Raw genomic sequence first — 15,915 nt, forward strand, 5'->3', positions numbered from 1 at the left:
TGGATTGTTACTTTCTGATAGAGCTTTCTGTAAACTTTCTTTCTGTGATTGATTCAAGTATCCTTGAGCAGGCATAGTAGTAGCTTCACGAGTTTATCCAGTTTACATTTTATGCAAATTAGGTGTGGAACAGCTTACCAGTTTAATTTGATCAGTGATCACTGATCACTGATTCATGCCCAATGCCCGATGCCCAACAACCAACAACTAACCAAAACTTGTCAGATTTCGGATCATATAACCAATTGCCAACCCAATCAATAGCGCCCAAGCTTGACCTGATTGTACAAAATGCGTAAAGGCTTTTTGCATTTGACCAACAAGGTTTGGATCAGTAACATTTTGAGCTAGGATAATCAAATTTTCCGGTAAATGCCAAATTAACTGAGACATCGAAATTAAGTACCTAAATAAAATAAATTAGACATTGTCGATTTTGCTGTTCCCTTCCTAAGTCGATATACTGATCGTTAGCCAAAAGCTCAAGACAAAGGCAGCTAACGTAATTAAAAGTTTCATTTTTGAGTGATATTTTTTACTAGATGCAAAAGTAACATCACCGTAATAACTCAAGAATCAGACGATGCCATCCGTAATTTCTCGGCTGTTCGCAAAATTTGCCCTGCTAGGACTGCTGCACCAAAACCATTATCAATATTCACTACACCGATTCCTGTAGCACAAGAGTTTAACATTGTCAATAGAGGGGCTAAACCTCCAAAACTTGCACCGTAACCGATACTAGTAGGAACAGCAATTACCGGGCAGTCTGCTAAACCTGCTACTACACTGGGTAAAGCGCCTTCCATACCTGCCACAACAATTAACACTGATGCTTGCGAGATTACGTGGCGGTTACTCAGCAAGCGATGAATCCCGGCGACTCCCACATCCCAGAGGCGTTGGACGCGAAAACCAGAAAGTTCTGCGGTGACAGCAGCTTCTTCAGCTACGGGTAAATCGGCTGTACCAGCAGAAAGAATGCCAATTGTGCCAGGAAAAGTTGGTTCGATAGTGGGGGGAGCGATCGCACAAATTTGTGCTGATTCGTAGTATCGTAAATCTCTCACCTTCGGTTGTAGTGCTGCGTAAATCTCTGGAGTAATGCGAGTTGCCATCACTACAGGGTTACGTAGACGCATCACCTCCATAATTTGAGCAATTTGATAGGGAGTTTTACCAGGTCCCCAAATCACTTCCGGAAAGCCAGTTCTCAAGGCGCGATGATTGTCAATTTTGGCAAACTCACCCACAGGTTCATAAGCTAAATGTTTGAGTTCATCTAGCGCCACATCTAGAGAAACATTACCATTAGCGACTGCTTCAAGGAGCGATCGCAAATTTTTCTCATTTGTCATTTGTCAGTTGTCATTTGTCATTAGTTATTCTCCTTGTCCCCGATCCCCTTAATTCTCTTCAGCAATTTTTAGCTCATACAAATTCCAGAATGGGCCGCCGAGTGCAGTATATTTGATACCTTTAAAGCGATCGCGTACTGCTTGCAAATCTAATCTTTCTACCAAATGAATAAATGGCAGTTGTTCTGAGGCAATGCGCTGATATTGGTAATAAATTTCCTTGCGTTTGTTTTCATCTATTTCCTGGGCGCCTTTAATATAAAGGCGGTCAATTTCCCTTTCCCAGTCAGAAACTTCCCAGCCCGTCATCGGTGAAGCACCTGGTTGAGGGCCAAGATTGAATGCATGGGATGCACCGTTAATTCTCCAGATATTGCTAGCACTATGAGGTTCAACACCGCCACCAGCAAAACCACCAAGATAACAATCCCAATCTTGGCTGACTTTGAGTTTTTCTAGATAAGCGTTAAAGCTAAGAATTTGTAAATCAACTTGAATACCAATCTTAGCTAAATCTTGTCTAATTTGTGCTGCCATATCTCCTCTGACTTTCCTTTCTGCATTTGTCAGCAAGGTGAATCTAACTTGATTGCCATCCTGATCAACTAATTGATTTTGAGGATTATATTTGAAGCCTGCTTGTAGGAGTAATTTTTTTGATTTTTCTGGGTCGTGATTGTAAACTTTTAAGCCTTTTTCTGGAGGTAAATAGTAGGGACTCTTAACATAAACAAAAGAGTTTTGTAACTCGCCTATTCCGCGAAAAGCGTTTGTTTTCATTGTTTCACGATCAAGGGCATAGGCTATTGCTTGCCTAAATTCCTTTTTATTAAACCAACGAGACTTAACCGGGTTTACAAAAGGCTGACCTTTAGAATTTTTAGCTTTACTAAGATTGAAAGCAATAAAAGTAGTGCCAGTATCCGGTCCACCATTATAAATTTTAAACTTTGTCCGTTTTTCTTCTCGCTTTAATAAACTAAAACCTTCTGGAGGAACTTCGAGATCATCTAACTGTCCAGAACGGAAACTAATTAATTGGTTATCAGTTGATTCAATAATTTGATATATTAACCGTTCTATGTAAGGTTGAGGATTTCCCTGAGCATCTTTACGCCAGTAGTATGGATTGCGTCGGAATATAACTCGTTGACTGGGTACATAACTTTCCATTACATAAGGTCCATTCCCAATAATGTCTTTGGGGTCAGTACCTGTTGTCCACATTGTCAAAAACTTGGGATTCCCACCAGGATCATTTGTATGGACAGATTCTTTGAGAGCATGAGCAGGTAAAATTGTAATCCCACCTACCCATCTTAAAAAAGGAGCAAATGGTTCTGGTACAGTGAATTCTACTTTCAGATCATCGATTTTTCGTACTTTGGGAGTGTCACCGCGCTGATTAATTCTCAAAGAATCTTTTGTTGGTGTGGGTATTTTTGGATTTAGGTAAATGTCATTGTAGCTAAATACGACATCATCAGCAGTCATCGGTTTCCCATCTGACCACTTGAGTCCTTTTTTGAGAGTAATGACAACCCGTTGTCCATTATCAAATACTTCCCAAGATTCAGCTAAACCAGGTTCTAACTTATTAGTAAGAGGATTTTCGTTAATTAATGAGTCATAAAGTGGACCAAAAACACTATATGCAGACTCATTTAGTGCAGGATTAAAAGTTGAAGGCTCACCCAGAACCGCAGTAATCATTTGCGGTACCTGAGCAGCCTTTGTTTGATAATTTTTTGGATTGCAAGCAACGGTTATAAAGACGCTGATCAAAGCCAGAATTAGTAGTAAACGAAAACGCTTAATTGGACGAAGGATATTAGCAAAACTCATCATTTATTGATATTCTAAATATTTTTCTTTGTCCTCAACTTTAGTTGAGGCTAATAGCGAAAGTCAGCTTTTAGCTGACTATAATTGCTTTTATTCAAAATCCCCTAATTTTCATTATGGGGCTTTCCTGTTCCCTTTTCCCTTGTAAAACTTATTCATGTTTTACTCCTGTGACAGTAAAACAACTGCATAGGCGCAAATACCTTGTTCTTCCCCAACAGGGCCTAGCTTCTCATTGGTAGTAGCTTTAATTCCGACTTGATTTGGTTGTAATTGCAAAACTCCTGCAATTTTTTCCTTCATTTTTTCAATATGAGGTTTTAATTTTGGACGTTCTGCGACTACCACCGAATCTATATTTCCTATTTGCCAACCTTGTTTACGAATCAGTTGGTCTACTTTACTCAATAACACTAAACTATCTGCTCCTGTCCATTGTGAATCGCTAGGGGGAAAATAATGTCCAATATCTCCCAAGGATAATGCTCCTAGCATCGCATCCATAATCGCGTGGGTGAGGACATCAGCATCACTATGTCCCAGCAAACCCAGAGAGTGAGGAATATTGATTCCGCCAAGAATCAAAGGGCGATCGCTCACCAGTCGATGCATGTCATAACCATTACCAATCCGAATGTTCATTTTTGTCATTTGTCATTTGTCATTTGTCATTGGTTATTAGTTTTTCTCCTTGTCTCCCTTGTCTCCCTTGTCTCCCTTGTCTCCCTTGTCCTCCTTGTCTCCCTTGTCCTCCTTGTCCTCCTTGTCCCCCTTTTCCTCTAGCCAAGCTTGGAGCAAATCAGGGCGGCGATCGCCTGTTCTTTTAATTTGTTGTTCTAATCGCCACTTAGCAATTTCAGTATGATTGCCAGACAGCAGTACATCTGGTACTTTCAAACCACGGAAATTTGCTGGACGGGTGTACTGGGGATAATCTAATAATCCTTCTTCAAAACTTTCTGATTTGAGGGACTCGGCTTTACCAACAGTTCCTGGTAATAGGCGCATCACACCATTAATCAAAGCTATGGCTGGAATTTCCCCGCCGGTGAGAATAAAATCACCCAAGGATACTTCACGCGTGACTAAATGCAGTACTCGCTCATCTACACCTTCATAGTGACCACAGATCACTACCAATTGGTCGTAATTTGTCGCTAATTCCCGTAACAGAGGTTGATTCATCGTTTGTCCCTGGGGACTCATCATAATCACCTCTCTTTTGGGTAAAACAGGTAGAGACTCAATCGCCGCAAAAATGGGTTCTGGCTTCATTAGCATTCCGACACCACCACCGTAGGGTTCGTCATCAACTTTGCGATGCTTGTCGGTAGTAAAGTTGCGAGGATTGATCAAATTCACCTGAGCAATCTGTTTGGCCAAGGCTTTACCAATTAGCCCTGAACTAAGAATAGAGGTAAAACAATCAGGAAATAGCGTAACTATATCAAAGCGCACAGTATTTCGTATTGGAGAACACTAATCTTAAAATTGGAATGTCTAGCACAGTACGGCAGCAATAGTTAGATAGTTAATAAACAAGTCAAAAATTTGTAGATGCTATGCTGATTAATTTTTTCTGCTGGGGTTGCCAAAAATTGCTGCCACAGGCGAGGACTTTTGGTATTCCCCTTATTGTCTACCTAACAGATACATTATCTAAACGAGCGTCTACAGCATAGCTGCTTTTTAGTACTGACAACTAGCTGATGTTGTACAAAATATACAAGAGCTTGGTTGAGTGTATCTATGGACTACTAGAAACAGTTGGATTCTATGGATCAACAAAAGTTTTTCTAATTACTTAATTTATGTTTAAATATTGTCACATCTAAATTTAAATTAATCTTCTGACTAGGTTAACAACTTCCAGGATGCATCGAACCAGCCTCAAAGAAAAAATGCGTCAATATCTGTTTCTGTTTCCCAAAGTTAGAGGAGACACTCAAACAGACAATGATTACCCAAGGGATTCGCTATTAGGCGTCTACAGAACAATGGCATTGCAACAGCAGTCATCACAACAAGATTTTATTGACTACAACCATAAATCTGTCGCCATGGGAATCGGGGATCAGGGATTCTCCAGAGGAGACGCTTCGCGAACGGGAATCGGGGGTCGGGGATCGGGAATCGGGTATTGGGCAGAGAAAAATCATCAATATTTCAATTACCAATTACCCATTACCAATTACCAATTACCCACTACCCATTACCCACTACCCATTACCAATTGCCTAAAGCACTGTCCTTGGCAAGAGGCGAGGCGCAAAAACAATTAGGCTGCTGCTCTTGTAATTTTCACCTGAAGTTGTTGACAGGAGAAACACAATGCCGGAATTACAAGCTAAATTGCTGGAAATGAGGACACCCCAAGCAACCAAAACTGCCGTTCTGGTGATCGGAGGCGCAGAAGATAAAGTCCATGGTCGCGAGATTCTGCGAACTTTTTTTGCCCGTGCTGGTGCTAATGACGCCCATATTGCTATTATTCCTTCTGCCTCTCGCGAACCCTCGATCATTGGTGGTCGGTATATTCGCATTTTTGAAGATATGGGTGCCAAGAAGGTTGAGCTTCTTGACATACGAGAAAGAGAACAGTGTGAATACCGTGATTACCAACAGTCCCTGGAAGCTTGTACCGGGGTTTTTTTAACAGGAGGTGATCAATTGCGACTGTGTGGGGTCTTATCAGACACACCAGCAATGGACATTATCCGGCAGCGAGTTAGAGCTGGAGAACTAACTCTCGCAGGTACTAGCGCAGGTGCGGCAGTTATGGGACATCACATGATTGCAGGCGGTGGTAGCGGTGAGTCACCCAATCGTTCTTTAGTGGACATGGCAACGGGCTTAGGATTTATACCTGAAGTAATTGTAGACCAACATTTTAACAATCGTAATCGTATGGGGCGTTTGATGAGCGCGATCGCTTCTCATCCAGATCGCCTGGGTATCGGCATTGATGAAGATACTTGTGCGTTATTTGAACGTGATGGTTGGCTACAAGTTTTGGGTAAAGGTTCGGTTACAATAGTAGATCCGACTGAAGTGACTCACACCAACGAACCTCATGTGGGAGCAACTGAACCTTTGAATCTTCACAATTTGCGCCTACACATTCTGAGTCATGGCGATCGCTTCCACCTTTACCAACGTACCGTTCTACCCGCTGTCTACCGGATTTCCAGCTGACGGACTTAAGTATCTGAAGTTACACTGAATTGACCGCGCAATTCGACGTTGCAGCAAAAAAGTGCGAGTAATACGATGTAAGAAGAAAAAACTGTTTACCATGAACAGTTTGGCGGTCAATTTCAGTAAGAAACTAGAATTTTGGTTCCGAATCTCCATCTACCTATTCCCATGAGAATCCTCAAAATCCAGACATTACGCGGCCCCAACTACTGGAGCATTCGACGCCACAAGCTCATCGTCATGCGCCTTGATCTAGAAAATCTTGCCGAGACGCCCTCAAATGAGATCCCCGGCTTTTATGAAGGATTAGTTGAGGCTCTGCCTAGTCTGGAGGGTCACTACTGCTCGCCTGGCTGTCGTGGTGGTTTTTTGATGCGAGTGCGTGAAGGCACCATGATGGGTCACATCGTGGAGCATGTAGCTTTAGAACTACAGGAATTAGCGCTGATGCACGTCGGCTTCGGTCGTACTCGTGAAACGTCCACATCCGGCGTTTACCAAGTCGTCTTTGAGTATCTAAATGAGGAAGCCGGACGTTACGCAGGTAGAGCCGCAGTTAGGCTGTGCCAAAGCATTGTTGACCGAGGGCGTTATCCAAAGGCAGAGTTAGAACAAGATTTACAAGACCTCAAAGACTTATGGCGTGATTCAGCCCTGGGACCTTCCACAGAGTCAATCATCAAAGAAGCTGAAAAAAGAGGTATTCCCTGGATGCAACTAGGGGCGCGCTTCTTAATTCAACTAGGCTATGGTGTCAACCAGAAGCGGATGCAAGCAACCATGACCGATAACACCGGCATCTTGGGTGTAGAGTTGGCTTGCGACAAAGAAGCCACCAAACGCATTCTTGCTAGTACTGGCGTACCAGTACCGCGAGGTACGGTGATTAATTTCTTGGATGATTTGCAAGAAGCAGTAGAATACGTCGGTGGTTATCCGATAGTGATCAAACCCTTAGACGGTAATCACGGACGTGGGATCACCATCGACATCCAAAGTTGGGAAGAAGCAGAAGCAGCTTACGACGCCGCCAGACAAGTTTCTCGCTCGATTATTGTAGAGCGGTATTACAACGGGCGTGACCATCGAGTTTTGGTTGTAAATGGTAAAGTGGTGGCGGTTGCGGAACGTGTACCGGCTCATGTGGTTGGTGATGGTAGATCTACAATTGCGGAATTAATCGAGGAAACCAATAAAGACCCAAATCGTGGTGACGGACATGATAAGATTCTCACCAAAATTGAACTTGACCGCACCAGTTATCAGTTATTGGAAAGGCAAGGCTACACCCTCGACAGTGTCTTAGCAAAAGACGAAATTTGCTATTTGCGAGCAACGGCAAACTTGAGTACAGGTGGTATTGCTGTAGACCGGACAGATGAAATACACCCCGAAAACGTTTGGTTAGCCCAGCGCATCGTCAAAATTATTGGTTTGGATATCGCGGGCATAGATGTTGTGACATCGGATATTAGCCGCCCCTTGCGTGAGGTTGACGGTGTGATTGTAGAGGTAAATGCTGCTCCTGGTTTCCGGATGCACGTTGCCCCCAGTCAAGGTATTTCCCGTAATGTTGCCGGTGCAGTCATTGATATGCTGTTCCCCAACGAACAAGCCAGCCGTATTCCTGTATTAACTGTGACAGGTACAAACGGTAAAACCACTACTACCCGCCTACTAGCTCACATTTACAAACAAACAGGAAAAGTAGTAGGTTATACGACAACAGACGGAACTTATATCGGAGATTACTTAGTAGAAGTAGGTGACAATACAGGTCCCCAAAGCGCCCAGTTAATCTTGCAAGACCCGACGGTAGAAGTAGCAGTCCTAGAAACTGCTCGCGGTGGGATTCTCCGCTCTGGATTAGCTTTTGAAGCCTCTAATGTCGGTGTAGTATTAAATGTTGCTGCTGATCATTTGGGTATTGGTGACATTGACACAATTGACCAGTTGGCACACCTCAAGAGTGTAGTTGCCGAAGCTGTTTATCCTGATGGCTACGCTGTTCTCAACGCCGATGATCCCCGTGTAGCTGCGATCGCGGAACGCACAAAAGCTAATATTGCTTACTTCACCATGAACCCAGAATCGGAACTGGTGCGAAACCACATCCAAAAAGGCGGAGTTGCAGCAGTTTATGAAAATGGCTTTTTGTCAATATTAAAAGGCGATTGGACACACCGGATTGAACGGGCAGAAAATATTCCCCTAACAATGGGTGGACGAGCGCCATTTATGATTGCTAACGCCTTAGCAGCTTCCTTAGCGGCCTTTGTGCAGAATGTGTCAATTGAACAAATTCGCTCTGGTTTAAACACATTCCGGGCTTCGGTGAGCCAAACGCCAGGAAGGATGAACTTGTTTAACTTGGGTAACTTCCACGCTTTGGTAGATTATGCCCACAACCCCCACAGTTACGAAGCTTTGGGTTCCTTTGTTCGTAACTGGACAAATGGCGATCGCATTGGTGTGATCGGTGGCCCTGGCGATCGGCGTGATCAAGACTTTGTGGCTTTGGGTAAACTCTCAGCCGAAATTTTTGACTATGTAATCATCAAAGAAGACGATGACACCAGAGGAAGGGCGCGGGGTTCGGCTGCGGAATTAATTATTCAAGGTATTAAACAAATCAATCCTGATTACGAATATGAAGCGATTTTGGATGAAACCCAAGCGATTAACAAAGCTTTGGATATCGCCCCTGAGAACAGTTTGGTGGTGATTTTACCAGAAAGTGTCAATCGTGCCATCAAGTTGATTAAGGCGCGTGGTGTCGTTAAGGAAGAAGTTCCTCAACAAAATACCACCCCCCCACCTGTAGATTCTCAAATGGGTGTGACTTCATCTATAGTCAATTCAATTATTTAGTCATTCGTCATTTGTCATTTGTAAACACAAAGGACAAATGACCAAGAACAAAGGACAAATGACTATTTTTCTTCTTCCTCTGGCGTGGAATCCTCGTCGGTGGGGGTTTTATTCAGTTCTTCTTTAAAACCCCGCAAGGTTTTACCTAGTGCGCTTCCCAGTTCAGGGATTTTTTTTGGCCCAAAAACTAGCAAGGCGACGATCGCTATTACACCTACTTCTGTCCATCCCAATCCAAACATATCTATCTCCTGTGAAAAACCCTACTTAGAATATAGTAGGGTGGGGAATGTCTACCTGAAACATCGAGAGATGGGGAACACGGGAGAATATTTGTTGAGAGCGATCGCAAATTTTCACGTATCGGCAACCACTCCAAAATGCTGATAAAAAAAGTAGTATTTAGTCGTGGAGACTGATAGGCTGATGGGTCTTCCCTTCCTCCCCAGCTCTCCATATGTTTTAATTAGCATGATTTAATTGCAACTCGGTATGAGTCAAGGGGAGAATAGATGACACCTAAGCGGTTAGGTTTATTTTTATTAACATTGTTAGCTGTCTTTGTTGCTGGTTCGTCTTTATTAAACAGTTGGCAAGAACCACAGTTCCAAAATAGTCTGAATCTTTATCAGACAAATATTGTCCTAGAAGCTTCCCAGTGGCAAGCCTCAGATCGCAAAGATGAGAATTTGCAAGCAGCGAAAGAAGCTATTATAGGTGAAAAACCCCTGGAAACCGCGATTAAGCAGTATCAAGAAACACGGAAATCGGCTGAAACTAATCTGGAAAAAGCTAAGAAACAGCGCTTAGACCTTAGTTCCGAACCCGTAACCACTCCCGCAACTCCTAAACCTCAACCCGAAATTCCTCCTGCGACTAATACTTCTCGTTCAGTACAGCAAAAAGAATTACAAAAAACTATTGACCAACTACAAAAATCAATTGCTGAGATCGATCTGCGCTTAGGAATTTTACAAGCACAGCAAAAACAAACAGATGCAGCCCTCAAAAGTTGGAAGCAATTGCAGCAAAATTCCCAAATTAAACCTGAGTTACGCGAAACTGCTACGGCGTTGAGTGGAATGTGGAGTAATCCGCCTCGTTTGCTTCCCAATACTCAACAACTGATTCAAGATCATCTTGATAGCTGGTTTCGCTTTACTGCTTTGACTCAACTCTACCAACTCCAGCAACGTCAAGAAGCTGTCGCAAACCTGAAAATAGTAGAACAAAAAGCTGCTGAACAAGCTTTTGTGAAATTAGCGATTATTGGTACTATTCCAGCCCTGGGAGCTTTTATTGGTGTAGGACTACTGATTTTTCTGATTGTTCAACGTGTTGTCAAGGGGAAAGCTAGTTTATTGGGGCAAAATGCTAATGCGAGTTGGTCAGTACCTTGGGATGGCGAAACGATTTTGCAAGTATTTGTCGTGGGCTTTTTCTTCATGGGACAAATATTGATCCCGATTGTGTTACAACTGCTTCCTATCCCTCGTCCTGCCGCAAATCTGCGACTCCAAGCATTTTATGTGTTTTTAAGTTACATTTTAGTGGCATTGGGTGCGATATCGGTATTGTATTTATCTATTAAACGTTTTTTCCCGCTAGAGCCTAGCTGGTTTCGCTTCAACTTAGGTGGTAAATGGTTTTTGTGGGGATTCGGTGGTTATTGTGTGGCGTTACCAGTGGTAGTAGTGGTATCCCTAATTAATCAACAAATATGGCAAGGCCAAGGTGGTAGTAATCCTCTGTTGCAATTAGCATTGGAAAGCCGAGATTCTATAGCATTGGGTGTATTTTTCGTAACAGCTGCGATCGCTGCTCCGTTATTTGAAGAATTCCTCTTTCGTGGTTTTCTGTTACCTTCGCTGACTCGCTACGTCTCTGTGTGGTGGGCAATTATCACCAGTGCCTTGTTGTTTGCGATCGCTCACCTGAGTTTATCGGAAGTTTTACCACTGTTCGCCTTGGGAGTTGTTTTAGGGGTCGTTTACACGCGATCGCGCAACCTCCTTGCTCCCATGCTCCTCCACAGCCTATGGAACAGTGGCACCCTACTTAGCTTATTTATCCTTGGTAGTAGTAATTAGGGGATTGGGGACTGGGGAAGGTAGGGGTCCCCTTTGGGGATAAGGGGCAGGTGGGGCCCCCTGTGGGGATAAGGGGTAACGGGGATCGGGGATCGGAAATCGGGGATTAGTTTTTTTCTCCGCGCCCAGTGGTCTCCCTGCTCCCAGTCCCTACTCCCCAGTCCCCAGTCCCCAATCCCCGATCCCCGATCCCCGATCCGTATATGTCACAAAAATCTACCAACTGTATGTTGATATTAACTATAAAAAAATGCTAGCTTGAGAGAAAATACATACCTAACAAAAAACTCAAGCAATAAAGTTAAAAAAATAAGAAATTAGTCTTTTGTGGTTAAGTATTGCTTATTTCCTGTTTAAGTTTGGGAATACTAGCTTCTGAGTTCCGTGTTCACTTAAGTGATTACGGAAAACTTACACAAATTAGTTTGTAATTAATTGCTTGACTAGACTTAGAAAACCATATGCAAAAAGCTGCTTAAATAAGAGGTCTACATTCCTTTTAGTCAGTGTTCTTAAATTATTGCCGCGAAAATAAAAAAATCCGGAAATGATACTGTCTGATGTGTAAAAAGTAGTACGACGCAATTGTTTGATGATGAGAGCTGTTGATTCTGTAAAACAGAGTCTTATCGCTTAAGATTCAAAACAGTTGTGTAGCGGTTTTTTGTTGTTATTCAAAATAGTTTTGTGGAGATACCTAGTTTCAGGCTATGTCTGAACACTTATCTCCTTAGAAAGCGTACTTGCGATTTCAAGTTACGCTACTTCTGTATATTTACTTTTAGCAGTATTTATACTGAAAAAAAGTAAAAAATTGTTGATTTTCCCGAAACATAGTGGAAATAAGATAGTCAGTAGATTTACTTTTTGCTAAAAATATAGAATTTCAATTTTATACATAGCTTATAAAGGAGCAGTACTCATATGGCAAATCTCAATCCCAGTCATGCCACCAAACAACTATTAGCTGGGTACAGTGGCATTATGTTAGGAGGTCTTGGTATTCATAAGTTTGTTTTGGGTTATACCGCAGAGGGCTTTATTATGCTCGTGATTTCTTTAGTGGGAGGTTATTTTACCTACGGCTTAACCTTATTCATCATGCAGCTTGTGGGTTTGCTAGAAGGGATGATCTACCTCAACAAGTCCTACAACCAATTTGTTGATACTTACTTTGTTAACAAACAAGGTTGGTTTTAATTAATTGTTTGTTGTTGGTTGTTAGTGATTAGTGGTTGTTAACCATTCCCAATGCGCCATACCCGCTCCCCGATTCCCGATCCCCTCTGCCTACCGATATGCTAATTATCAAACGTAAGTATATTTCTTTAGTATTTTTTGCTTTATTAGGATTTGTATATTTTACTACTATATCTAAATTAGATATAAATCCTTTTTTCAGAAGTCAAATTGCTTTAACTTCAACACAGTTTGCTGTCATCATCTATTTGACATATCTGCGCTGGAGTCGTAAAGAATCGCCTGAGTCAAGAAATAGGGGTGTAGGGGTATAGGGGCCTTTACACCCGCCCCCAAGGGGCTTGCTCATAAACTTAATAAAAGTTCATATTTTTGACAACAGGTCGTTGTTGCGAATTTCGCCTACTCTCGAAATAGAGGTGCGGTTTAGCCGTACTTTTAGACCAATACGGTTCAGTTAAGAAGAAATGTAGGTTGGGTTGAGTGCAAGCGAAACCCAACAAAGCCTTGATAAGGTTGGGTTACTCTGCGATCAGCCGCGCAGGGCGCGTCTACGTTCCTCAAACGCCAGGTGCTACAACTCTTGGGACCCCCGCAACGCACTGGCTCCCCAACCTACGCTAGTTTTAGTTTTTAGGCTTAACTGAACCGTATTGCAATATAAGGCTTTCTATTTATCCAAGCAGGAACATTCCAACCATGCAACATTCGCGAAGGCGATCGCCAATGTTTTAGTATTTTCTTTTGACATATTTCTTCCCTAATTTGCATGATTTGCACGAGCCATTTCACGCTGTCTTATCTTCACCAGAACCCGCTTAAATTGTTCAAATTCTGCTTGGCTGAGTTCTGTTTTTTGCCATGCTGGACGTTGCATTAAGCGTTCAAACCAATCATTTAAATTAGGATAATTACTAAAATTCATTCCTAATTTAGGAAATAAAGATATATCTGTACCAACAACAATATCTGCTAAAGTTAACTGATCACCACCAAAAAAAGAGTTATTATCTAGAGTTGTCATCAAAAATTTGAATACAGTATCGAGATGCTGCTTTGCTTGGATAAATTTTGGTGAATCTTCTGTTTCAAAAATCAAAGCAACCATTTTTGGCAATAGTTCATTAGTAGATACCATTTGCACCATTCTGACAGTTGCTAATGCTTCAGCATTTTTTGGTAATAATCTGGGTTGAGGATATTTTGTTTCTAAATAATCCAAAATTGCCAGCGATTCTAACACCCTAAAATTATCATCAACGATGACGGGAATGTGATGAAATGGATTTAGTTCTAAATATTCTGGTTGTAATTGATCACCATCTAATTTCATGAAAATTGGCTCAAAAGCGATTTCTTTTTCTAGCAAAGTCCGCCATACACGACGAGCCATTGGCGATCGCGGATTATAGTAAAACTTGAGCATGGTAATTTACTCCTCAGAAAACTAAATTAACTGTTTCGATCACGATAAAGACGCAGCACAAAATCACCAGCAGGTGTCTTTCTGAATGCATTAATTTTAGATACAAGTTTGCGTGGTAAATTTTGGTAACTGACACTTCGCATCGGGTGTTCTGGTGGTAGTACAGCAGGAGCAGCAAGCGCCGCAAAAGTGAGGTCAGCAGCAGAAAATTTATCTCCTACTAAATAAGTGCGTCCGTCTAATAATAATTTGTTGACTTGCTCAAAAATGCTTTGAATTGTATCGTAAGCTTGTGCAGCAGACTCTGGATTTATATTGAATTTACGTTGAGCTAATGAACGAGTAATAGGAAAAAGTATTGGAAATAAAGCCCGCTCAAAAAAAGGAACACCCTGACACCATCTGCTTTGCATAATTTTGTAGTCATTCATGATATGAAAATAACCCCAAGAGCGTGTAGCAGGGCCTAGTTGGGAGTTAAATAAATCTTCGAGTTTTTCTACTTCTTGGCACTGGTTTGGATCGATAGGGTAAAGTTTAGCGTCGCTAGGGACTATTGAATCTAAGTATCTTAAAATATCGGTTGAATCGATAAAAATTCCTGTCTCCGTGACCAAAACAGGTGTTGTTTTTCCACCAACACGATTTGTTGCTAATAGATGCAATGGTGGTGTATGTCTTTTTTCCACATACGTAAATTTCAATTTGTCCAGCGCCCATCTTGCTTTTTCGCAATAATGACTAATTGGAATAGTAATCAAACAGAAAGGTTTTGTTGGGTTTTCAATAGTTGTTTTCATGGTTTGATCATGGGATTTTATATCTTAAGACCGTTCGGTCTGTAAAATCACAAAAAAAATATATTTGATAAATTCAAGACAAATTAAGCCTGTAAGTTGTCGCTCATGTAATCATTTAAATGTTTGATTGCTCTATCTAAATGAATCTCATCTCCGTATAGTTTACTCATCATTACGGCTCCTTCGAGCATGGCAATCATAATAGTTGCAAATTCATCAGCGTTAACCGTTGGGCGAATCTCTCCTCTTTCAATTCCCTTTTTGATAATTAAACAAATCAGTTCGCGCCAAGAATTCATTGCTTGTTGAGCGCGTTCTCGTAACGCTGGATGTGTATCATCACTTTCAATTGCAGTATTCAATAATGGACATCCTCCCTTGATGGGTGAATGGTTTATGTATCTGTGAAATACACCCATGATTGCTTGCAAACGCTCGATCGCATGACGCTTACTTCCCCAAGCATCTTTGTAAAGCTTTTTAATTTGAGCGATCGCATAATCAAAAGCCTGTAGCGCTAATTCATCTTTGCTGCTGAAATGATTGTATATACCTCCTTTTTGCAAACCCGTTACCCGCATGATGTCTGATATAGACGAACCAGCATATCCCTGTTGATTAAACAGTTCGGCTGCTTGTTGGAGAATTTTTGCTTTTGTTTCTTCGCCTTTAGACATCAAATATTTTCAGACCGATTAGTCTGATTAAACTTAGCATGATCAATGATTTTCGGTCAACCGATTTTGGATTTGGGATTGACCCTGTTCCCTTTTAAATTTTCTAGATAGACTACTATAAGTAAGTTTACTAATAGTAGGTAAATTGACTATATGCCTGTAAAGATTAAACTTAAACAGCTAAGAGAAGACAAAGGCTTGTCTCAGAATGCGTTAGCACGACAGCTAGAGATGTCGCTTGCGAATATTCAAAAAATCGAATACGGCAAAGCAAAATCTATCCCACTTGATACCTTAGAGAAAATTTGCCTAGCGCTCGATTGTGAAATAGGTGATTTATTAGTCATTGTTAAGCCACCACTTAGCCAAGACGAGTAGTGAATTTTAAATTTTTATGTCATCTTATTCTGACATTTCATTAATCGTCATACATGAATAAGAAGATCCTAG

Annotated in this window: 15 protein-coding genes; 6 read left to right on the top strand and 9 right to left on the bottom strand. The window is 41.6% G+C overall.

Features of this window, described 5'->3' with window-relative positions; genetic code table 11:
* Positions 1 to 207: 207 nt before the first annotated feature.
* The 5 genes from ACE1AT_RS22695 to trmD form a co-directional block, all read right to left on the bottom strand.
* Positions 208 to 393, bottom strand: a complete 186-nt coding sequence (locus tag ACE1AT_RS22695; protein WP_374872462.1) for a hypothetical protein — start codon at positions 391 to 393, stop codon at positions 208 to 210.
* A 176-nt stretch (positions 394 to 569) separates the two neighbouring features.
* Positions 570 to 1,358, bottom strand: a complete 789-nt coding sequence (larB, locus tag ACE1AT_RS22700; protein WP_374872464.1) for a nickel pincer cofactor biosynthesis protein LarB — start codon at positions 1,356 to 1,358, stop codon at positions 570 to 572.
* Positions 1,359 to 1,406: 48 nt separating this feature from the next.
* Positions 1,407 to 3,203, bottom strand: coding sequence for an ABC transporter substrate-binding protein (locus ACE1AT_RS22705; RefSeq protein ID WP_374872508.1), 1,797 nt, complete (start codon positions 3,201 to 3,203; stop codon positions 1,407 to 1,409).
* A gap of 162 nt (positions 3,204 to 3,365) precedes the next feature.
* Entirely contained in the window at positions 3,366 to 3,845 is a 480-nt protein-coding gene (ispF, locus tag ACE1AT_RS22710; protein ID WP_374872510.1) for a 2-C-methyl-D-erythritol 2,4-cyclodiphosphate synthase, read from the bottom strand.
* 36 nt (positions 3,846 to 3,881) lie between these two features.
* The gene (gene trmD / locus ACE1AT_RS22715; protein ID WP_374872466.1) at positions 3,882 to 4,661 is read right to left on the bottom strand and encodes a tRNA (guanosine(37)-N1)-methyltransferase TrmD; all 780 of its coding nucleotides are present in this window, start codon (positions 4,659 to 4,661) and stop codon (positions 3,882 to 3,884) included.
* Between the two features lie 416 nt (positions 4,662 to 5,077).
* On the opposite strand from trmD, the gene ACE1AT_RS22720 reads away from it, so the two are divergent.
* From ACE1AT_RS22720 to cphA, 3 genes are all read left to right on the top strand, one after another.
* On the top strand, positions 5,078 to 5,485 hold the full coding sequence (locus tag ACE1AT_RS22720; RefSeq protein ID WP_374872468.1) for a hypothetical protein: 408 nt from the start codon (positions 5,078 to 5,080) through the stop codon (positions 5,483 to 5,485).
* Positions 5,486 to 5,534: 49 nt separating this feature from the next.
* Positions 5,535 to 6,398, top strand: a complete 864-nt coding sequence (locus ACE1AT_RS22725) for a cyanophycinase (protein WP_374872470.1) — start codon at positions 5,535 to 5,537, stop codon at positions 6,396 to 6,398.
* A gap of 171 nt (positions 6,399 to 6,569) precedes the next feature.
* Entirely contained in the window at positions 6,570 to 9,272 is a 2,703-nt protein-coding gene (gene cphA / locus ACE1AT_RS22730; protein WP_374872512.1) for a cyanophycin synthetase, read from the top strand.
* A 62-nt stretch (positions 9,273 to 9,334) separates the two neighbouring features.
* Here the strand turns inward: cphA and ACE1AT_RS22735 are convergent, their stop codons facing one another.
* Positions 9,335 to 9,514: a twin-arginine translocase TatA/TatE family subunit gene (locus tag ACE1AT_RS22735; protein WP_374872472.1), complete on the bottom strand. Its 180-nt coding sequence runs from the start codon at positions 9,512 to 9,514 to the stop codon at positions 9,335 to 9,337.
* Positions 9,515 to 9,784: 270 nt separating this feature from the next.
* Here ACE1AT_RS22735 and ACE1AT_RS22740 point away from each other — a divergent pair, with 270 nt between their 5' ends.
* Positions 9,785 to 11,362: a type II CAAX prenyl endopeptidase Rce1 family protein gene (locus tag ACE1AT_RS22740; protein ID WP_374872474.1), complete on the top strand. Its 1,578-nt coding sequence runs from the start codon at positions 9,785 to 9,787 to the stop codon at positions 11,360 to 11,362.
* 924 nt (positions 11,363 to 12,286) lie between these two features.
* Complete coding sequence (locus tag ACE1AT_RS22745) at positions 12,287 to 12,562, top strand: TM2 domain-containing protein (protein ID WP_016860060.1); 276 nt, start codon at positions 12,287 to 12,289, stop codon at positions 12,560 to 12,562.
* Between the two features lie 760 nt (positions 12,563 to 13,322).
* On the opposite strand, the gene ACE1AT_RS22750 is transcribed toward ACE1AT_RS22745, so the two are convergent.
* The 3 genes from ACE1AT_RS22750 to ACE1AT_RS22760 form a co-directional block, all read right to left on the bottom strand.
* A complete protein-coding gene (locus tag ACE1AT_RS22750; protein ID WP_374872477.1) occupies positions 13,323 to 13,988 on the bottom strand; it encodes a glutathione S-transferase family protein in 666 nt (221 codons plus the stop codon).
* 26 nt (positions 13,989 to 14,014) lie between these two features.
* Positions 14,015 to 14,788, bottom strand: coding sequence for a glutathione S-transferase family protein (locus ACE1AT_RS22755; protein WP_374872479.1), 774 nt, complete (start codon positions 14,786 to 14,788; stop codon positions 14,015 to 14,017).
* An 83-nt stretch (positions 14,789 to 14,871) separates the two neighbouring features.
* Entirely contained in the window at positions 14,872 to 15,465 is a 594-nt protein-coding gene (locus ACE1AT_RS22760) for a TetR/AcrR family transcriptional regulator (protein ID WP_374872481.1), read from the bottom strand.
* Between the two features lie 153 nt (positions 15,466 to 15,618).
* Between ACE1AT_RS22760 and ACE1AT_RS22765 the strand changes: the two genes are divergently transcribed.
* Positions 15,619 to 15,843, top strand: coding sequence for a helix-turn-helix domain-containing protein (locus tag ACE1AT_RS22765; RefSeq protein ID WP_374872483.1), 225 nt, complete (start codon positions 15,619 to 15,621; stop codon positions 15,841 to 15,843).
* Positions 15,844 to 15,915: the final 72 nt, after the last annotated feature.

Source organism: Pelatocladus sp. BLCC-F211 (genome assembly GCF_041928655.1).
Classification (GTDB): Bacteria; Cyanobacteriota; Cyanobacteriia; order Cyanobacteriales; family Nostocaceae; genus Pelatocladus.